Here is a 19,106-nt window from a genome sequence, read left to right as displayed (position 1 = left end):
TTTGGGCTGTATCGGCGCTGGCAGCGTGACGGCACGTGACAGCGGATCGTGACCGGGTTGCAGGCCGGCGCTGATGCCGCGGGTGCGACGTGGGACGTCCCACGTTCACGGTTCCACCGGGTCTGGGCTCTGGCCGTGCCGGTGGCGTGTGTTGTCCAGCCCATGTGATCATGAGGATCGCCCACCCAGTCGGCGTGCTTGCCTGGTCCGCCGGTTGTGGAGCCAGAGCGCCAGCCCTTCGCGATTGCGGTACGCCGCGATACCGGCCACCAGGACGGTGATAAGGACCCCCCAGTACCAGAAGCGGGGACCCACCCCGTGAGGCGGGCTTGCGTCGCGGGTGCGGCCGCTGTGGATCACGTCGTTGGAAACGTCGATCGAGACGACGTCTTGCGGGGCGGTGAGCAGGGTGGTGGGAGCCTCTGCGCCTCGGCGGAGGGCCAGCACCCGGACGCTGCCGACGTTGCCGTACGCCAGTCGCTGATCCATCTCCAGGGGCGCGTTGAACGCGCCCGGCGCGTCGGGTGCAGGTTGGTAGGCGACGACCCACGCGGATCCGTCCGCCGCCCACCCGAGCAGCCGGATGGCGGTCACCCCGGAGACGGCCGGAGTGTCGATCGCGCCGAGGTCCCGGCCGGTGGCCGGGTCGACCCGTCGCAGGCTCCAGCTGTCGCCGTCCCGGCGGGTAACCGTCAACGCCCGGCCGTCGGTGCTCCAGGCACCCTTGCCGGCCAACTCCGTCTCCGGCGCGAGGGTGAACGAGGAGAGCCGCCGGCCGTCCAGTTCGGTGACGGTGACCGTCCGTCCGGTCTGGAAGGCGAGCCGTGCACCGTCCGGGGCGAATGCCGGCCAGGCGAGGCCCTCGGACTCGTCGGCCAGCCGGGTCCGGCGCTCGCCGTCCAGCCAGACGATGCTCAGCATTTGCCGGTAGGCGCTGCGCTCCGGGTTGGCCGGCACAGTGTCCCAGACGATCAGCGCCCGGCCGTCCGGCGACCAGCCGGCCGGTCCGGTCAGGACCGTGCCCGGGACGCCGCTGGACACGGTACGGCTGCGCCCGGTGACCAGGTCGACGATTTCCACCCGGGGCGCGAGGCCGACCGAGCGGAAGGCGACCAGGCGGCCGTCGGGAGACAGGACGGTGTCCCCACCGGCTTGCGCCTCGATCTCGCCCTTGATGATCCGGTAGCGGTCGGCGTCCGCACCGACGAGCGTAATGATGCTGCCCTCGTCGCCGTACATCAACCCGGGAGCCTGACCGGTGAAGATCACCGAGGCGGGGCCGAGTCGCGGCCAGTCGGTGGCGTGCAGGCTACCGAACGGCGGCACGCCGACCCGGTCAGGCAGTGCCGCGTCCGCGCCGGCCGCCCGGTCGACGGCGGGGGTGCCCGCCAGCGGCAGCACCAGCCCGGCCACCGCGACCAGCACCAGCGCCGCCCCGGCCGCAAGCACGGTACGGCGGCGGTGGCGGCGGGCGCTGGCAAGCGCCTGCTCGTAGACCGGGTACGCGGGGACGTCGGCCGCGGCGGTGTGCAGCACCTCGCGAAGTCGAGCAGTCATCGTGGACTCCTTTGCGCCGTCCGGTCGACCAGGTCGGGGGCGATGGCGCGCAACCGGCGAACCGCGTCGTGGCTGTGCCGCTTGACCGTGCCGACCGAGCAGCCGAGCACCTCGGCGACCTGCGACTCGGTCAGGTCTTCGTAGAACCGCAGCACGACCACGGCACGCTGGCGCGGGGTGAGCTGACGCAGCGCAACCGCGAGGCTCAGCCGCAGCGCCGTAGCGTCTGAGTGATCGTCACCGGCCCGGTCGGTGGGCTGCGACTCCAGCCGCTCGGCGAACCGCCGGCGCCGCCACCAGGAGACCTGCTGGTGGTACATGACCCGCCGCACGTACGCTTCCGGGTCGCCGCCGTGGATCCGGCGCCAATGCCGGTAGGTCCGTGCCAGGGCGTTCTGCAAAAGATCCTCGGCAAGCTGATGATCGCCGGTGAGCAGATAGGCCGCCCGGGACAGCGCCGGCGACCGGTGCACTACGAACTGATGGAACGTCTCGGTCATGCCCACCCCCTCGCACGTTAGAACGCCTCCCGTCGCCCCGATGGTTGAGGCCGGGCGCGGCGGGAAAGCAAGCACCGCCCCCGTGTGTTGTCGATGTGGGTGGCAAGGAAGACTGAGGTGGCCAGCACGATGGCCTCAAACAGCCCGGCCAGCAGTACTCGCATGAGGGGTGCTGCTTCTTCTGCTCTACCGTGTCGTCCGATGCGTCAGCCGTCGGACCGCTTCGGAGAGTTGGTTTCCTCGTTGGCGATACCAGGTCGTGGCCGGTGCCACGGCAGCAAGCGCGAAGAAGGCACCCGCGGTGATCAGGTGCGGTTCCGTTCGTCCTTGAGCGAGCGCGTACAGCCCGCCGGCCGTGCCCCCGGCAACGAGGCCCAGCGCGGGCGGCCAGCGGTCAGTTGCCAGTCCCGTAATCACCACGATGTAGGACGGCATTGCCATGAGAAAGAGCACCCAGCCGTGCCACTCGTAGCCGTCGGCAGCAACGAGTAGCTGTTCGCCGGTTCGCCGGGTCGGCTTTGTGATCTCGGTGCTCATGGTGTCCTTTCGCAGACGTATGGTGCCGACGGGTCGGCGTCGTTGAAGCGGTTACTCGGTGCGCAGGGCGACGGCGGTGCGGGTGCGGGCGGCCCAGCCGGCTGGTAGGAACGCGCCGGCGCCGGCGATGAGCAGGCCGCCGAGACCGAGGAGTAGCAGCGTGGTCGGCTGGTAGACGTCGGTGACGGAGGCGGGCAGGTTGGTGCCGGCAGCCTGGCCCATCGCGGGTGTGACTGCCCGGTGCACGGCGACGCCGATCGCGACGCCGATCGCGCCGCCGGCCAGTCCGGTCACGGCCACGGAGGCGATGACCATCGCGATGGTCTGCCGGGGCGTCATGCCCAACGCCTTGTGGATGCCGAGATCGCGGACGCGTTCGCGGGTGTCGAGCACGACCATGTTCAGCACGCCCATGGCGGCGACGGCCACCAGCATCAGGGTGAGCAGAGCGGCCAGCGCGTCGAGGAGCACGATGGTGCCGCTGCTGCCCGTGGATCGTTGCGGCTCCGCGGTGAAGCCCGAGGTTGCCAGCGCGCTGTTCAGGCCGGTGAGGTACCTGGTCACGTCGACGCCGTCGGCCAGGCGGATGTGGTAGCTCGCGGCGGTCAGGTTCGGCTTCGTGGCGGCGAACGTTGCGGCGTCGGCGAACACCAGCAGGTTGTTGGTCGGGTGGAGCACCTCGCCGACGATCCGGACCGGCATCGCCTTGCCGTGGTCGGTCAGCACGATGCTGTCGCCGATCCGGGTGCCGGTCGCGGTCAGGAACGTGCTCGGCACCGCCGCCTCTCCGGGGCGGGTGAACCACCTGCCGGAGACCATCTCGTAGCCGTCCCAGGAGGCGTCGCCGGTGAAGGCGTCGAGGCGGGCGGAGCCGGTCATCCCGGCGACGGCGACCCGTGTGGTGGCGACGCTGTAGTACTTGCCCGTCCCGGGTTGCGCCTGGATCGCCGTGGTGATCTTCGCGGTGTCGTCGGCGCTCAGCACCCGCGGTTTGGTGTTGGGGGCGGGGCCGGCTCCGGGCGGTGGGGCGAAGGTGTCGATGATGACGTCGGCGGCGGCGTGGTCCTTGGCGAGCTGCACCTGGTTCAGTGAGGCGGCCACGCCGACGGCGAAGGTGACTGTGGTGGCGCCGAACATGATCGCGGCGAGGACTGCGGCGGCGCGGGCGGGCCGGGCGAACGGGTGGGCCAGTCCGAGGCTGACCGGTCGCGGCAGCGGGAGCCGGGCGGTCAGCCGGGCTGCCCATTGCCCGCGGCCGGGGCGAGGCCTACGTCCGACGGCGATCGCGTCGATGGTGCGGAGCCGGCCGGCCCGTAGCGCCGCGGCCCACGCGGTCAGCGCCACCATGCCCAGCGCGCCGGCGACCACGACGGCGTCGGTCCACCAGGTGACGCCGGCGGTGGTCGTGCCGTAGAGCTGATCGGTGTCGGCCAGCACCGGGATGGCCAGGAGATTCCCGGCCACGACCCCGGCCGCGATGCCGACCGCGGCCGGAGTCAGCGCCTGCGCCACGTACGCTCGCACGACCTGCGCGGGAGTGAACCCGATGGCCTTGAGGACGCCGATGCGTCGCGTCGCGGTGCCGACCGCGCCGGCGATCACGGTGCCGACGACGAGCACGGACATGACCAGGCCCAGTACCCCGAACGCGAGCAGGAACGGCAGGAACAATGCGACTTCGCGCTCGTTGGCGTCCTTGACGGTGAGCCACGATTGCGCCCCGGCCAGCGCCGGCGATCCGACGAGCGCGACCACCGCCGCCTGGCCCCGGTCGACGTGCGCGGCCGTGCTCGCCTCCGCGAAGCGGTAGAGCATCTGGTAGCCGCCGGCCGCGCCGGGTGCGGTCAACGCGGCAACCTCGGACGGTGACACCCAGGCGTCGCCGGTACGGCTGACCGAGCGGGCGACACCGACCACCGTCAACGCCGGCTGCCCCGGCAGGTCGGGAAAGCGCAGGACGGTGTCCAGCGGGGACGGCCCGAGGGGGTAGTCGGCGGCGACCACGATCTGGCCGGGGCCGTTCACCCACCGTCCCTGGCTCAGCGGCACGCGGTCGACTTCTCCGCCGGGCGTCGCACGGCCGACGATCGTCATCGGCGGCAGGTCGATGTCGGCGGCGGCATCGCGTGGCGTGGCGGTCGCGGTCGGGAACGGGCCGGCGGACGCGATGACGCCGTCGGCCCGCGCGGAGGCCGTCAGCCGCGCGGCCGTCGTCTTGGCCGCGTCGAACTGCGTCGTGAGGTGCGCGCCGTGCTGCTGGGCGAACGCGCGGTCGAACGGCCCGCTGGAGGCGGCCAGCAGCGACCCGCCGAGCACCGCAGCGGTCACCGCCATCATCGTGGCCAGCCCGATCACCACGGTCTGTACCCGCCGGCGTGCCACGCCGGCGCGCACCACACGTGCCATAGCGCTCATCGGGCCCGCCCCACCGTGACAGCGCGGGTGTTGTCGGCGACGACCCGGCCGTCCACGAGCCGGATCGTGCGGGTTGCGCACGACTCCGCCAGGGCCAGGTCGTGCGTGACCAGGACGATTGTCTGGCCGTCGGCGTGCAGGTCGTTGAGCAGCCGCTTGACCTCGTCACCGGAGGCGGTGTCCAGCGCGCCGGTCGGTTCGTCGGCCAGCAGCAGCGTTGGCCGGTTCATCAGTGCTCTGGCCACGGCGACGCGTTGCCGTTCGCCGCCGGAGAGCCGGCCGGGATAGGCGGCGGCGTGCCGTGCCACGCCGAGCGCGTCCAGCAACTCCTCGGCGCGGAGGCGGGCTGCACTGCGCGTCATGCCGGACAGTTGCGCGGGCAGGACGACGTTGTCGAGGACGGTCAGGTCGTCGAGCAGGTTGAAGAACTGGAACACCATGCCGATCTTGTCGCGCCGGTAGCGGGCCGAACCCGCCTCGTTGAGCTTGTCGACGCGTACGCCGTCCACGGTCACGGTGCCGCCGCTGGGCCGGTCCAGACCCGCGATCAGGTTGAGCAGCGTGGACTTGCCGCTGCCGGACGGCCCGAGAACGGCGACCGCCTCGCCGGGCGCGATGCTCAGCGTCGTGTCATGCAGTGCGGGCGGTCCGTCGTCGTATCGTCGCGTTACGTCGTGCAGCTCGATGGCTGGCACGGTCATCGTCGTCTCCCTCGATTTGCTGATTGGCTGGTGAACGACGCTAGGCGCGACCGGCCCCCGGAAGCGTCGGCTCGGCGAGCGATCTTCGGCGGCCCCGCGGGATGACGGCGATGCATGTCATCCTTACGGCCTACGCTCCCGGCGTGAGCCCGATGGATCTTCAGGCCGATGCCGTCGGCCGCGGCGCACGGTCAGAATGGGCCGGGTGACGAACGCGGCAACGATGACGCACCCGCTGCGGGCATGGCTGAGCCAGCTGCTGCGACCATCGGGTCCGTTGCCGCGGCCCTCCCGGCGCAACCAGGTCTTCGACGCGGTCCTCGCGCTCGGCCTCGGCCTCTTCGCGATCCAGGCGAGCTACGGCGTGTCCTCTACCGCCGCCAGCGGGGGCGTCGCCGTGCCGCAACAGCCGGAACCGCCGGAACCACCGATCCCGCTGGAACCGGCGGACACCCTCGAGGCGAACGTTCCGGCGCTGGCCCAACATCACCTCATCTGGGCGATCGTTATGGTGCTCATCGCGGCGCCACTGATGGTGCGCCGCCGCTATCCGTTGGCGGCACTCTGGATCGTCATGGGTACGGCCGTAGCGCTGGCCACGGTGACGGACGACCGCGCCACGCTGAGATTCTCGTTCTACGTCTGCGTCATTGCGGCGTACAGCGCCGCCGTCTACAGCCCTTACCGGCTGCCCACGCTGGCGAGCCAGTCCGCGGCGGCCCTGCTTTACCAACAGCTCCAGACATCGTCGACATTGCCCACCGTCTCCACCGACGCAGTCCCGTTCCTGGTGCTGATCCCCATCGCCATCGCGACCGACGGGCTGCGCAGGTGGCGACGCCGGGCCGAAGAGGAACGCGCGCGGACGGCCGCGCTGCAACGCGAACGGCAGGAGGCGCTACGCCGCGCCGCCGAACAGGAACGGGCCCGCATCGCGCGGGAACTGCACGACGTCGTGACCCACAACGTGAGCATGATGGTCATCCAGGCTGGCGCCGCTCGCCGGGTGATGGCGGCCGACCAGGCGCAGGCCCGCGAGGCGTTGCTCGCGGTCGAGGCCGGCGGCCGGGCGGCGATGTCCGAGCTGCGCCACGTGATGGGGCTGCTGACGATGACCGCCGGCGGCCCCGACGCGGCCGGCGCCGCCGACCTCGCACCCCAACCCGGCCTCGACCGGCTGGACGCGCTCGTCGCTGGCGTACGGGCCAGCGGCGTACCGGTCCAGCTGCGCGTGACCGGGCAGCCCCGTCCGGTGCCGGACGGGATCCAGTTGGCGGCCTACCGGGTGGTGCAGGAGGCGCTGACGAACACCGTTAAATATGCGGCCGGCGGGTTCGCGACCGTCGACGTCGACTACCGCGCCGACCACCTATGCGTGGAGGTGGTCAACACCAGCGGCGCGGAGCGCGGTCCGGCAGTGACCGGCAGCGGAAGCGGGCTGATCGGGCTCCGGGAACGTCTTGCCGTCTACGGTGGAACCCTGCACGCCGGGCCACGCCCCACCGGCGGCTACCGCGTCCACGCACAGATCCCCCTGGAGGCCCCGTGACCCCGCCGCTACGCGTCGTGATCGCCGACGATCAGGCGCTGGTCCGGGCCGGCTTCCGGATGATCCTGGCCAGCGACGGCTTCGACGTGGTCGCCGAGGCCACCAACGGCAGCGAAGCGGTCGACGCTGTCCGGTCTACCCGCCCCGACGTGGTCCTCATGGACATCCGAATGCCCGAGCTGGACGGCTTGGAGGCCACCCGGCGCATCCTCACCGGCGCCGCCGCCGACCAGCCAAGCGTGATCATGCTGACCACCTTCGACCTCGACGAGTACGTGTACGCGGCGCTGACCGCCGGAGCCAGCGGGTTCCTCCTCAAAGACGTCAGCCCCGAACACCTGCTCGCCGCCGTCCGGTTGGTCCGCACCGGCGACGCGCTCCTCGCGCCCACGATCACCCGCCGCCTCGTCGAACGATTCGCCCGCCGCCACCACAGCGAGACGCCCACGATTCCCCGCGACCTGGCCGCCCTGACCGCACGCGAACTCGAAGTCCTGCGCCTGCTCGCCGAGGGCCTCAACAACGCCGAAATCGCCGACCGCCTCACCGTCTCCGAAGCGACCGTCAAAACCCACGTCGCCCACATCCTCGCCAAACTCGGACTCCGCGACCGCGTCCAAGCCGTCGTCCTCGCCTACCAGACAGGACTGATCAACCCGGCAACACCGCAGTAGCCCAACCCGACGGCGCGACGCGTCTGGCCGGGGAGAACCCACGGTGGCGATACCTGCGCATCGTTGGGAGTGCCGCAAGAGCTCGGCGTGCGGGACTCGGCGACGTCGGTGCGCGCGATCCTGCGCCGCCATCGGCTCGGTCCGGCGCCCCGTCGCGGTGGCCCGACCGGGACCAGTTCCTGCGCACCCATGCCACCGGGACGATCGCCTGTGATTTCCTGACCGTCGAAACCATCGGCCTGGCCAGGCTGTACGTGATCGAACTGGAGCACCGCCGGGTGCACCTGGCCAGGATCACCACCCACCCCACCGCAGCCTGGGTCACCCAGGCGGCCCGCAACCTGCTGATGGACCCCGACGAGCACGCCGGGCGGTTCCGGTTCTTCATCCGCGAGCGCGACAGCAGGTTCAGGGCCGCGTTCGAGGCGGTGTTCACCGCGGCCACCATGGAAACGATCAAGACACCGCCGCCTCGGCGGCATCATCCATCCACGAGTACCAGCATGCCGCGCACGGACGACATTTTCGACACCCGCAGGGTTGAGGAGGGGTACGGGCGATGCCGAGCTTGCCCGGATACGAGATCGTGCAGGGTGTCGCTTCCGGGAGAGCGTCGCCTGGCGAGTTGCCCCGCCAGGCGGCGCCTACGTCGACGTCAGCGCTCGGTGCCGATCGGCTTCTTCGGCCCGGCCGGGCAGCCGCTCATGTCGATGGCCTTAGTCTCGCCGCGGCCGATCGTGACCCTGACCGAATGGTGGATCTTGCCCTTGGGGTTCCGGCACGACACCACCCAGCTCTCCTGCAGCAGGGTGGAGCTTTGCTGGCTCTGCCGTAGGGACGGCAGGACGTGCCACTCGAACCGCCCGTTGTCGGGCACCCGCATCGTGCTCTCGATGTGCAGGTCGGACGGCAGCACGACCATCTCGCCGTCGCGTTCGACGGGCGAGGAGTCAACCGAGACGTCCTTGCTGATGGTGAGCTGGATGCCCCGCGGGGCCGACCCGGTGAGGATGGAGTGCGTACGCGGATCGTTGGCGGCATCCCAGGCGATGAGGAGCGCGTCGCGGATGCTCGACCCCGCGTAGAACCCGGTTCCGCGGTACTGGTCGATGACGTACTGGTACTGCGGGTGAAACCGTTCGAGGCCGCTGTGGCCCGGCGTCAGCTCCGGCGTGAAGCCGAGGGTGCCGTTCGCGTACAGGCCCTCCTGCTCCGCCACACCGCTGGCGACGTAGTAGACGTCGGGCCAGGGACCGGTCGGCCAGCCGCCCAGGGCCGCGCCGAGTTGCTGCGCCAGGCCGTCATAGAGGGCTACCTCGGCCGGCACGGGCTCCAGCGGCGACGACGGGGCGCGCAGCAACCGGGCATCCGGCGTGTGGTTGTTCACCGCGACCACGACCTGGTGGCTGTTCAGCAGGTCGGTCATGGCCGCGATCTCCGGCTCGGAGTAGGGGGCCGCGCCGTGGTGGTTCTCGGCGGTCCGGGAAGCGCTCGATCCCGGGCCGCCCCAGAACGCTCCGTAGTTGCGGTTCAGGTCCACGCCGAGTTGCCGGCTGTCCGCGGCCGCGCACTGCTCCCAGGTCGGCACCGCACCGGCCGCGACCCGACAGTTCTTGCGCTTCATCTCGTTGATGAGCTCCCGCGACATCGTGTAGCCGTCGGGGTTCACCGCTGGCACGATGATCAACCGAGAGGAGTCGACGAGCTTTTTGATGTGGCTGTCCGTGGCGTAGTTCTCCAGGACGTCCCGGGCGAACTCCATGGTGAATTCCAGCGTCGGCCACTCGCGGGCGTGGTGCAGGCCGGTGGTCAGGAAGACCGGCTCGCCGGAGTCGGTCTGCACGTCGCTGCTGATCTCCATGCCCAGGATCGTGTGCCCCAGCAGGGACTTCCGGGACAGCTCGAACACCTTCACCTTGTCGGGGTAGCGGCGCTCGAGCTCTCGCATCTCACGTTCGGCCTCGTCGAGCGTCCGGTACGACACGCGGCCGCTCGGCAGGCCGGAGGCGATCGCGGGGTTCGTCTGCCGCGCCGCTTCCCGCTGCGCCTCGACCACGCGCTCGGCCGTCATGTCGGCGAGTTGTTCCGTCGCGTCGGATACCTCCACCTGCCAGTTTCCGCCGGCGAGTTGCGCGCGGTCAGCCGCGCCGTGCAGCAGCACCTCGGCATGCGTGCCGGTGAAGTCGATCACATCCAGACCAAGGTCCATCAGTTTCTGACGTTCGGCGTTGGTGGTGGCCTTGACCTTCGCGATGGCCAGCCCGTTCACGGCAGCGCTCGGCTGTGGATCGGGGGCCGCGGCGGCGGCCGTCGCGAGGCTGACGGACATGGCGACCACCATGCCGAGGGCACCCGCCCGTCTTGGCCATCGAGAACTCAACGAGGTGATGGCGGCCGTTCTCGAGTGGCGGGCAGCGGGGATGATCGACTTCAACGGGCACTCCTGTCGGTCGTGCGGGGCTTACCGGTCCGACCTGGGCAATCCGTCACCGCAGTAGACGGACGGCGGAACTCCGAATGGAGGGAACCGCCGTAGGACGTCACCGTAAAGATCGTCCGATTCAATGCGGTGTCCGTCAATGCCGCACGGCAAAACGGTGATCGACGCGCCGACGTCGTACTGTCGGGTCCCCGCCTCTAGGATTCCCTTAAGCTCGGCCCCGTGTGCCGCAGTGGTCCTGTGTGGCCTCGGCGTGTTCGCGGAGACGTGACCGGTCACCGCATGATCATCCTTCACGATCCGCTCTGGATGCCGGCGGGATCGGTGTCGCCCGGCTGCGGGTGACCCTCGCAGGACGGGCGTTGCCCCGCACCACCGACGGGCGGATCATGCTGCCCGTTGACGTCAGCGGTTGGCTGCGCCCGGACGCGGCCACCAGCCGTCGTGGACGCAGGTGCTCGGCGCGGTGCGGCTGGGCCCAGCCGACGACGCCAGGTAAGTACCCGCGTTGTCTGCACCACGCCTTCTGGCAGCGAGGACGCCCTCGGCAGGCTCGTTGCGCTCAGTGAGCCGTCGCGCTTGGCCGGCGTCGTCACCTCTTAAGACTGGATGTTGGTCCGGAGGAAGGGGTGTCCCTGTTGGGGCGTCCATCGAAGTACACGGACAACGCCGTGGCGTTGGGCGCCCGGTGTGCGCCGCCGCCTGTCGGGTCTTTCGATCCCGGCCTCGACGGTTTGTCGCTTCGCGTCCAGGGCGAGTCTGACGGCGCTTTCGGGTCACGGGCCGTTCGGCGCGTCGCGGCGGCGCAGCAAATACGTGTCCATGATCCAGCCCTTGCTCTCGCGGGCCTCCTGTCGCGCTCGCACGATGCGCGCCGCGACGTCCCGCAGGGGCCCGGCGATGAGGATCTCGTCCCGGGTGCCGAGATAGGCGCCCCAGAAGATGTCCAGATCCTCGTCCACGTGCCTGGTGAAGGCGCATTGTGCGTCAAGCATCACCACGATGTCGTCGACGTCACGCGGCAACTGCGCGGCCAGGCGGCGGCCGGTGGTGACCAGGAACGGACGGCCGACCCGGTTGAGGCCGATCCGGTGCCGCGCGGCGAGGGTTGCCACACTGCTGATGCCGGGGATCACCGTGTAGGTGAAGGTGATGCGCTGGCGGGCCAGGATGTCCTCGACGACGGCCAGGGTGCTGTCGTAGAGGGCCGGGTCCCCCCAGGCCAGGAAGGCGCCGCAACCGTCGTCCGGCAGGTGCTCGGCGATGGCCGCTTCCAGCAGGTCGGCTCGCTCCCGCCGCCAGTCGTCCACCGCTTTGACGTAGCCGTCGGCGCTGCGGTCCCGGTCGGGGTCTCGTACCTCGACGACCCGGTGGTCTGGGCGAGCGAAGCGGGCCATCAGCTCCTGCCGCAGCGCGATCAGGTCGTGCTTTTCGGCGCCCTTGTCGAGCAGGAAGAACACGTCGGTCTGCCGCATCGCCTCTGCGGCGGCCAGGGTGAGCTGACCGGGGTCGCCCGCACCGATGCCGATGATGAGGATCGTCCGCATCCGGGTCACCGTGCCCGACCGGCCGGGCGCTTCGCGTCGCGGTCTCGTCCCGGGGAGTAGAGGTAGCTGTCGGGGAATGAGTCGGCGGCCAGGACGGCGCCGACGATGATGACCGCGGTGCGGCGGATGCCGTGTGCCTCGACCTGGTCGGCGATGTCGGCCAGGGTGCCGCGCAGGATGATCTCGTCGGGCCGGCTGGCGTTGGCAACCACGGCGGTCGGGCAGTCCGCGCCGTAGTGCGGGAGCAACTGGTCGGCGAGTTGGCGAGTGCGGGCGACGGCCAGGTGCAGTACCAGGGTGGAGCGACTGCGTCCCAGCTCGGCGAGGTCCTCTCCGGGCGGCATCGGCGTCGAGCGCGCCTGGGTGCGGGTGAGGATCACGGTCTGCCCCACCGTCGGCACGGTCAGCTCCCGGCGCAGCGCGGCGGCGGCCGCGGCGTACGACGGGACTCCGGGGACGATCTCGTACGGCACGCCGGCGGCATCCAGGCGGCGCGCCTGCTCGGCGACGGCGCTGAAGACGGCGGGGTCGCCGGAGCACAACCGGGCCACGTCGTGCCCGTCGCGGTGGGCGTCGGTCATCGCCGCGATGATTTCGTCGAGGGTCAGCTCGGCGGTGTCGACCAGCCGCGCTTCGGGTGGGCAGGTGGCGAGCAGGTCGGCGGGGACGAGGCTGCCGGCGTACAGGCAGACCCGGGCTTGGGCGAGCATGCGCTGGCCGCGCACCGTGATCAGGTCAGCCGCGCCCGGCCCCGCGCCGATGAAATAGACAGTCATGACTTCCTCACCGCCCATTGCACGACCGGCCGGGCGGGTGCCCAGCCGGTGAAACTGCCCAACGGCGCGACGCGTTCGATCGACAGACGGGTGAGGTCCCCGCCGCGCCGGGTCGCCTGGTCTGCGAGTTCTCGTTCGCCTTCGAGCGTGACCGCGTGGGCGACGAGTCGTCCGCCGGGGCGCAGCGCGTCCCAGGCCGCGTCGAACACCCCCGGTGCGGTGAGCCCTCCGCCGACGAACACCGCGTCGGGCGCGGGCAGCCCGGCGAGGGCTTCCGGTGCGCGGCCACGTACGACGCGTAGCTGCGGCACGCCGAGGGTACGGGCGTTTCCGGCAATGCGGTCGGCACGGTCGTCGCGGCTCTCCACCGCCACCGCCGAGGTTGCCGGGTCGCTGCGTAGCCACTCGATGGCGATGCTGCCAGAGCCGGCGCCGACGTCCCAGAGCAGCTCACCGGCGGTGGGGGCGAGGCGGGACAGGGCGAGCGCTCGCGCCTCCCGTTTGGTGAGGGCACCGTCGTGGTCGAAGGCGTCGTCGGGCAGCCCTGGCATCGTGGCCAGCACGCGGGTACCGGCCGCGGCGGCAACCCGGACGGCGACGATGTTGAGGGCGTCGCCGGGCTCGGTGACCCACTCCTGCGCACGGCCGTCGACCCGGTGTTCCCGATCCGTGCCGAGCGCGGCCAGGACGGTCATCTCGCTGGGCCCGTAACCGGCGTCGGCGAGGATGCGAGCCAACGCGGCGGACGTGGCGGCGTCCTGGCTGAGTACCAGCAGTCGCCGGTCCGGGACCAGGTCGCGGCGGATGCCGTCCAGGTCGCGGCCCACCGCGCTACGCACTGTGACCTGCTCCACCGGCCAGCCCATCCGCGCGCAGGCGAGCGCGATCGACGACGGGTGGGTGACCACCCGTACCCGGTCGGGACCGAGCAGCTGCACCAGGTGGCTGCCGATGCCGAACCACATCGGGTCGCCGCTGGCCAGCACGCAGACCCGCTGCCCGGCATGCGCGGCGAGCAGACCCGGCAGGGCGGGCAGCAGCGGCGTCGGCCAGGGCACCCGCTGCGCCGGCACGGCCGCCGGCAGCAGGTCGAGGTGCCGCTGCCCGCCCAGGATCACCTGCGCGTGCTGGAGCGCGTCGCGTCCGCGCTCGCCGAGACCCGCCCAGCCGTCCGCGCCGATGCCGACGACGGTGACCGGCTCGTCGAACGTCGTGGACCTCACGCGGCGCAACGGTAGTGCAGGAGGTCGCGGCCCTGCCGTCCCGGGGGCGGGTGTGACATCATCGGCGGCGACGGCGCGGTGAGGAACACCGGTGAGGCGGCCCGAGTCAGGGTCGGCGAGTCCGGGGCGGTCCCGCCACTGTGACCGGTGCGGCCCTGTGCCGTATCCGGGAGCCAGACACTCGCTGAGCCGTACCGCGCCGCTGTTCGGCGGCGTGGTTGGTGACCGGCCGTGGGCGAGGACCCACGCGAGGTGAAAGGTGTGACCGTGCGGTCGTACCCGTTCTCTGCCGTCGTCGGCATGGACGACATGGCGTTGGCGTTGAGTCTGTGCGCAGTTTCCCCGGCGATCGGTGGTGTGCTGGTCCGGGGTGAGAAGGGCACGGCGAAATCCACCACCGTCCGGGCCCTGACAGCCCTGCTGCCGCCCGTCGAGGTGGTCGACGGCTGCCGCTTCTCCTGCGATCCGTCGGCGGTCGACCCGCACTGCCCGGATGGGCCGCACCCGGCCTCGCCGCCGGCGGACACCCGGCCCGCCCGGCTGGTTGAACTGCCGGTCGGAGCCGGCGAGGACCGGGTCCTCGGTGCGCTGCACCTCGAACGCGCGCTCAGCGAGGGCGTGACCGCCTACGACCCGGGCCTGCTGGCCTCCGCCCACCGCGGCCTGCTGTACGTCGACGAGGTCAACCTGCTCCACGACCACCTGGTCGACGTGCTGCTCGACGCGGCGGCGATGGGACGGGCCACGGTGGAACGCGACGGCGTGTCGGTGACCCACGCGGCCCGGTTCGTGCTGGTGGGCACCATGAACCCCGAGGAGGGGGAGCTGCGGCCGCAGCTGCTGGACCGCTTCGGTCTCACCGTCGAGGTCGCCGCGAGCCGGGACCCGCAGGTGCGGGCCGAGGTGATGCGCCGACGCCTGGCGTACGAGGCCGACCCGGACGGCTTCGCCGCCCGCTACGCCGACGCCGACGCGGCGCTGGGCGCCCAGGTCGCCCATGCCCGGAAGCTGCTGCCGGCGGTGCGTCTCGACGACGCCATGGTGGCCCGGATCGCCGCCCTCTGCGCGGCCGCCGAGGTCGACGGGATGCGCGCGGATCTGGTCATCGCCCGCACCGCGATCGCGCACGCCGCCTGGTGCGGACGCACCGAGGTAATGGTCGGTGACGTGCGGGTCGCCGCCCGGCTGGCCCTGCCGCATCGCCGCCGCCGCAACCCGTTCGATCCTCCGCAGCAGGACCAGGCGGAGCTTGACCGCGCCCTGAGCGACGCCGGTCTGGACGAGCCGCCGCCCGGGGGCGAGCCGGATCCGCCGTCGGACGACCCGACGCCTCCGGACGACCCCCAGGGCCCCGACGGCTCCGATGGCCCCGATGACCCTGACGGGCCGCCCGACGGCGGCGGACCGGGCCACGGGGCGGACGGCGGGCGGGACGACGAGCGGCCGTACCGGCAGCGCCCTGACGCCCGGTCCGTCACCGGATCGGACGGTGACCGGCCCCGTACCGCGCCGGTGCCGGCAGCCACGCCCTACCGGGCGCGACTGTTGCAGGTCAGCGGGACCGGTGCCGGTGCGGCCGGACGCCGGTCCGCCGCGCTTACCACCAGCGGACGCACCGTCGGCGCACGGCGTGCCACTGACGGAATGCCCGGCCGACCGCACCTGGTGGCGACGCTGCGCGCCGCCGCCCCGCACCAGCGGGCCCGCGGGCGGCGGGGCCCCGGCATTGTGGTCCGCCCGGTGGACGTCCGGCTGCCGGTACGGCAGGGCCGGGAAAGCAACCTGATCCTGTTCTGCCTGGACGCCTCCGGGTCGATGGGTGCCCGGCAGCGCGTCGGTGCGGTCAAGGCGGCGGTGTTGTCCCTGCTGTTGGACGCCTACCAGCGCCGCGACAAGGTCGGGCTGGTGACCTTCCGGGCCGCCGACGCCGAGGTGGCCCTGCCGCCTACCGCCAGCGTGGAGGTGGCAGCCGCCCGCCTGGAAGCGTTGCCGACCGGGGGCCGCACTCCGCTGGCGGAGGGCCTGCTGCGCGCCCGCGAGGTGCTGCGCGTCGAGCGGATCCGCGACCCGCGGCGGCGTCCGCTGCTGCTGGTGGTGACCGACGGGCGCGCCACCGCCGGTCCGGACGCCGTGGCCCGTGCCCGGCACGCGGCCCGGCTCCTCGCCGCCGACGGCATCCACGCCGTGGTCGTCGACTGCGAGCAGGGCCGGGTCCGGATGGGGCTGGCCGCGGACCTCGCCGTCACCCTCGGCGGCGAACACATGCCCCTGGAAGACGTCGCCGCCGACACGCTCACCCACGCGGTGCGATCCCACACCGCCGCCCAGCACAGAATGGGAGCCGCCTGATGCCACAGGGACAACCGGTCACCGTCCCCGATGACGGCCTCACCACCCGCCAGCGCCGCCACCGGCCATTGCTGATCGTCCACACCGGACAGATGAAGGGCAAGTCCACCGCCGCCTTCGGGCTCGCGCTGCGCGGCTGGAACCAGGGCTGGTCGATCGCGGTCTTCCAGTTCGTCAAGAGCGCCAAGTGGACGGTCGGCGAGGAGAACGCGCTGCGCGCCCTCGGACAGGTTCACGAGCAGACCGGGCAGGGTGGCCCGGTCGCCTGGTACAAGATGGGTGCCGGGTGGAGCTGGAGCCGCACCCGCGGCACCGAGGCCGACCACGCCGAGCAGGCCGCCGAGGGCTGGGCGGAGATCAAGCGCCGGCTCGCCACGAGCGAACATGACCTCTATGTGCTCGACGAGTTCACCTACCCGATGAAGTGGGGCTGGGTAGACGTCAACGACGTGGTGGAGACGCTGCAACAGCGACCCGGCCACCAGCACGTTGTCATCACCGGCCGGGACGCCGACCCTCGACTGGTCGACGCCGCGGACCTGGTCACCGAGATGACCAAGATCAAGCATCCGATGGACGCCGGGCAGAAGGGCCAGCGGGGGATCGAATGGTGACCCTCCCCCCACGGCTGCTCGTCGCCGCTCCCGCCTCCGGGCAGGGCAAGACGACGGTGGCCACGGGCCTGATGGCCGCGCTGCGGCAGCGTGGCCTGACCGTCAGCGGCCACAAGGTCGGCCCGGACTACATCGACCCCGGCTACCACGAGCTGGCCACCGGTCGCCGCGGCCGCAACCTTGACCCGTTCCTGCAGGGCGAGCAGCGGATCCTGCCGCTGCTGCGGCACGGCGCCACCGTCGGGGCACCCGCCGACCTCGCGATCATCGAGGGCGTGATGGGCCTGCTCGACGGCGCCGTCGGCCGCGCCGGATTCGCCTCCACCGCCCACGTGGCCCGGCTGACCCGCACCCCCGTGCTGCTCGTCGTGGACGTCTCCGGCGCCTCCCGCAGCATCGCCGCGCTGGTGCACGGCTTCGCCACCTTCGACCCGCAGCTCACTGTCGCCGGGGTCATCCTGAACAAGGTCGGCTCGGTGACCCACGAGGCGGAGGTCCGGGAGGCGCTCGCCGTCACCGGCGTCCCGGTGCTCGGGGTGCTGCGCCGCGACCCGTCGCTGGACACCCCCAGCCGGCACCTCGGCCTGGTGCCGGCCGCCGAGCGGGTCGCCGCGGCGCGTCGCACGGTCGACGCCCTCGCCGCGCACATCGCCGCCGGCGTCGACCTCGACGCGGTCGTCGCGGTCGCCCGTCGCGCACCCGCCCTCTCCGGTCCCGCCTGGGACCCGGCCGCCGAACTCGGCGGTCTCACCGTCGACGCGACCGTGGCCGTCGCGTCGGGCCCGGCGTTCACCTTCCGGTACGCCGAAACCGACGAACTGCTCGCCGCCGCCGGCCTCCGGCTGGCCCCCGTCGACCCGCTGCAGGATCCGGCCCTGCCCGACGACACCGCCGGGCTCTACCTCGGCGGCGGGTTCCCCGAGATGTACGCCAGCGGGCTGGCAGACAACGCGCCGCTGCGCCGGGCGGTAGCCGCCGCGGCGGCGGCCGGCCTGCCGGTCGTGGCCGAGTGCGCCGGCCTGCTCTACCTCGCCCAGGACCTCGACGGCGCGGCGATGGCCGGAGTGCTTCCCGCACGCGCCCGGATGACCGACCGGCTGGTGCTGGGCTACCGGGAGGCCCGCGCCGCCACTGCGAGCATGATCGCCGACGCCGACGACCTGGTCACCGGGCACGAGTTCCACCGCACCCGCGTCGAGGCGATGCCCGGCGGGACGTCCGCCTGGCGTTTCCGGCCCCGCCCGTCGGCGGCGCACGGCACCGCCGCACCGACGCTCGACGGCATCGTCGGCGGTCCGGATGGCAACGTGCACGCCTCCTATCTGCACGTGCACTGGGCGGGGCACCCGGACCTGGCCGGCCGGTTCAGCGCCGCCGTCCACCGGCACGCCACCGGGGTGGCGGTGCGCGTGCCGCGGACCCGGCGCCCCGCCGCCGCCGCTTCGCCGGCCGCGGCGGTCCACCCATCCACCGTCGGCCGGGTCGCCCTCGTGGGCGCCGGCCCCGGCGATCCGGGGCTGATCACGCAGCGAGGACTGGACCGCCTCGCCGAGGCCGATGTCGTGGTCGCCGACCGGCTTGTGCCGCACGCCCTGCTGCGCGAGCTGCGGCCCGGGGTACGGGTCATCGACGTGTCGAAGGTGCCGCGGGGCGCGTTCGTCCCGCAGGAGCGGATCAACCAGATCCTCGTCGAGGAGGCCCGCGCCGGACACCGGGTGGTACGGCTCAAGGGCGGCGACCCGTTCGTCTTCGGCCGCGGTATGGAGGAGGCGCAGGCGTGCCGGGCCGCCGGCCTGCCGGTCGAGGTGGTGCCGGGCGTCTCCAGCGCCGTCGCCGTACCGGAGTTGGCCGGGGTGCCGGTGACCCACCGTGGTCTCACCCAGGGCTTCACCGTCGTGTCGGCCCACCTGCCTCCCGGTGATCCGGGCAGCACCGTCGACTGGGCCGGCGTGGCCCGGGCGGGAACCACCATCGTGCTGCTGATGGCGGTGCAGACCCTGCCCGACGTGGCGGCGGCGCTGCTCGCGCACGGCATGGACCCGGCCACCCCGGCGGTCAGCATCGAGAACGGCGGCACCGACCGGCAGCGGGTCCTGTCGGGCCGCCTCGATGACATCGCCGCCGTCGCCGCCGCCCACGGCCTGTGCGCGCCCGCCGTCACCGTCGTGGGCCAGGTCGCCGCGTTCGTGGACGCCGCCCAGCCCGCGGACGCCTGAGCGCGCCC

General features: G+C 72.3%; 14 protein-coding genes, 1 pseudogene and 1 riboswitch. Of the genes and pseudogenes, 6 read left to right on the top strand and 9 right to left on the bottom strand.

Annotation, left to right across the window (positions count from 1 at the left end; all coding sequences use genetic code 11):
* Positions 1–168: 168 nt before the first annotated feature.
* The 5 genes from ABZ570_RS21990 to ABZ570_RS21970 form a co-directional block, all read right to left on the bottom strand.
* On the bottom strand, positions 169–1,557 hold the full coding sequence (locus ABZ570_RS21990) for a hypothetical protein (RefSeq protein ID WP_358066542.1): 1,389 nt from the start codon (positions 1,555–1,557) through the stop codon (positions 169–171).
* Positions 1,554–2,057, bottom strand: coding sequence for a SigE family RNA polymerase sigma factor (locus ABZ570_RS21985; RefSeq protein WP_358066539.1), 504 nt, complete (start codon positions 2,055–2,057; stop codon positions 1,554–1,556). Before ABZ570_RS21985 ends, ABZ570_RS21990 begins: the two co-directional genes overlap by 4 nt.
* 186 nt (positions 2,058–2,243) lie before the next feature.
* Entirely contained in the window at positions 2,244–2,594 is a 351-nt protein-coding gene (locus tag ABZ570_RS21980; protein ID WP_358066536.1) for a hypothetical protein, read from the bottom strand.
* A gap of 51 nt (positions 2,595–2,645) precedes the next feature.
* On the bottom strand, positions 2,646–5,000 hold the full coding sequence (locus ABZ570_RS21975; RefSeq protein WP_358066533.1) for an FtsX-like permease family protein: 2,355 nt from the start codon (positions 4,998–5,000) through the stop codon (positions 2,646–2,648).
* 5 nt (positions 5,001–5,005) lie between these two features.
* Positions 5,006–5,710 carry an ABC transporter ATP-binding protein gene (locus tag ABZ570_RS21970; protein ID WP_358066530.1) on the bottom strand — a complete coding sequence of 235 codons (705 nt, stop codon included), beginning with the start codon at positions 5,708–5,710 and terminating at the stop codon, positions 5,006–5,008.
* Positions 5,711–5,915: 205 nt separating this feature from the next.
* Between ABZ570_RS21970 and ABZ570_RS21965 the strand changes: the two genes are divergently transcribed.
* Together ABZ570_RS21965 and ABZ570_RS21960 are read left to right on the top strand one after the other, a co-directional pair.
* Positions 5,916–7,259: a histidine kinase gene (locus ABZ570_RS21965; RefSeq protein WP_358066527.1), complete on the top strand. Its 1,344-nt coding sequence runs from the start codon at positions 5,916–5,918 to the stop codon at positions 7,257–7,259.
* Positions 7,256–7,933 carry a response regulator transcription factor gene (locus ABZ570_RS21960; protein ID WP_358066524.1) on the top strand — a complete coding sequence of 226 codons (678 nt, stop codon included), beginning with the start codon at positions 7,256–7,258 and terminating at the stop codon, positions 7,931–7,933. Before ABZ570_RS21965 ends, ABZ570_RS21960 begins: the two co-directional genes overlap by 4 nt.
* A 655-nt stretch (positions 7,934–8,588) precedes the next feature.
* On the opposite strand, the gene ABZ570_RS21955 is transcribed toward ABZ570_RS21960, so the two are convergent.
* Positions 8,589–10,262 (bottom strand): M14 family zinc carboxypeptidase, encoded by a 1,674-nt coding sequence (locus ABZ570_RS21955; protein ID WP_358066521.1) that lies wholly within the window; start codon positions 10,260–10,262, stop codon positions 8,589–8,591.
* A gap of 402 nt (positions 10,263–10,664) precedes the next feature.
* On the opposite strand from ABZ570_RS21955, the pseudogene ABZ570_RS21950 reads away from it, so the two are divergent.
* Positions 10,665–10,866: pseudogene (locus ABZ570_RS21950) on the top strand (transposase); the annotation flags it as partial.
* A 283-nt stretch (positions 10,867–11,149) separates the two neighbouring features.
* Here ABZ570_RS21950 and cobF read toward each other — a convergent pair.
* Genes cobF through cbiE form a run of 3 tightly spaced genes read right to left on the bottom strand, consistent with a single transcriptional unit; the run spans position 11,150 to position 13,919 of the window.
* The gene (cobF, locus tag ABZ570_RS21945) at positions 11,150–11,920 is read right to left on the bottom strand and encodes a precorrin-6A synthase (deacetylating) (protein ID WP_358066519.1); all 771 of its coding nucleotides are present in this window, start codon (positions 11,918–11,920) and stop codon (positions 11,150–11,152) included.
* A 5-nt stretch (positions 11,921–11,925) separates the two neighbouring features.
* Positions 11,926–12,696, bottom strand: a complete 771-nt coding sequence (gene cobM / locus ABZ570_RS21940) for a precorrin-4 C(11)-methyltransferase (RefSeq protein WP_358066517.1) — start codon at positions 12,694–12,696, stop codon at positions 11,926–11,928.
* A complete protein-coding gene (gene cbiE, locus ABZ570_RS21935) occupies positions 12,693–13,919 on the bottom strand; it encodes a precorrin-6y C5,15-methyltransferase (decarboxylating) subunit CbiE (RefSeq protein ID WP_358066514.1) in 1,227 nt (408 codons plus the stop codon). Before cbiE ends, cobM begins: the two co-directional genes overlap by 4 nt.
* 79 nt (positions 13,920–13,998) lie before the next feature.
* A riboswitch (cobalamin riboswitch) is annotated at positions 13,999–14,102 on the top strand.
* Positions 14,103–14,180: 78 nt separating this feature from the next.
* Between cbiE and ABZ570_RS21930 the strand changes: the two genes are divergently transcribed.
* From ABZ570_RS21930 to ABZ570_RS21920, 3 genes are read left to right on the top strand one after another with little or no spacing between them, the layout of a single operon-like run.
* Entirely contained in the window at positions 14,181–16,268 is a 2,088-nt protein-coding gene (locus ABZ570_RS21930) for a putative cobaltochelatase (protein WP_358066511.1), read from the top strand.
* Positions 16,268–16,882, top strand: coding sequence for a cob(I)yrinic acid a,c-diamide adenosyltransferase (gene cobO, locus ABZ570_RS21925; protein WP_358066508.1), 615 nt, complete (start codon positions 16,268–16,270; stop codon positions 16,880–16,882). Before ABZ570_RS21930 ends, cobO begins: the two co-directional genes overlap by 1 nt.
* Positions 16,879–19,098 carry a cobyrinate a,c-diamide synthase gene (locus ABZ570_RS21920; RefSeq protein ID WP_358066505.1) on the top strand — a complete coding sequence of 740 codons (2,220 nt, stop codon included), beginning with the start codon at positions 16,879–16,881 and terminating at the stop codon, positions 19,096–19,098. The genes cobO and ABZ570_RS21920 overlap by 4 nt, the downstream gene beginning before the upstream one ends.
* Positions 19,099–19,106: the final 8 nt, after the last annotated feature.

The organism is Micromonospora sp. NPDC007271 (assembly GCF_040634005.1).
In the GTDB taxonomy this organism is placed as follows: Bacteria; Actinomycetota; Actinomycetes; order Mycobacteriales; family Micromonosporaceae; genus Micromonospora.
The sequence above is the reverse complement of the archived record's forward strand: the minus strand, read 5'-3'. Positions and strand labels throughout refer to the sequence as shown.

Excerpts from the sequence above, each read along its gene's own strand:
- ABZ570_RS21990 (WP_358066542.1), bottom strand. The coding sequence starts at position 1,557 with ATGACTGCTCGACTTCGCGAGGTGCTGCACACCGCCGCGGCCGACGTC.
- ABZ570_RS21985 (WP_358066539.1), bottom strand. The coding sequence starts at position 2,057 with ATGACCGAGACGTTCCATCAGTTCGTAGTGCACCGGTCGCCGGCGCTG.
- ABZ570_RS21980 (WP_358066536.1), bottom strand. The coding sequence starts at position 2,594 with ATGAGCACCGAGATCACAAAGCCGACCCGGCGAACCGGCGAACAGCTA.
- ABZ570_RS21975 (WP_358066533.1), bottom strand. The coding sequence starts at position 5,000 with ATGGCACGTGTGGTGCGCGCCGGCGTGGCACGCCGGCGGGTACAGACC.
- ABZ570_RS21970 (WP_358066530.1), bottom strand. The coding sequence starts at position 5,710 with ATGACCGTGCCAGCCATCGAGCTGCACGACGTAACGCGACGATACGAC.
- ABZ570_RS21955 (WP_358066521.1), bottom strand. The coding sequence starts at position 10,262 with ATGTCCGTCAGCCTCGCGACGGCCGCCGCCGCGGCCCCCGATCCACAG.
- cobF (WP_358066519.1), bottom strand. The coding sequence starts at position 11,920 with ATGCGGACGATCCTCATCATCGGCATCGGTGCGGGCGACCCCGGTCAG.
- cobM (WP_358066517.1), bottom strand. The coding sequence starts at position 12,696 with ATGACTGTCTATTTCATCGGCGCGGGGCCGGGCGCGGCTGACCTGATC.
- cobO (WP_358066508.1), top strand. The coding sequence starts at position 16,268 with ATGCCACAGGGACAACCGGTCACCGTCCCCGATGACGGCCTCACCACC.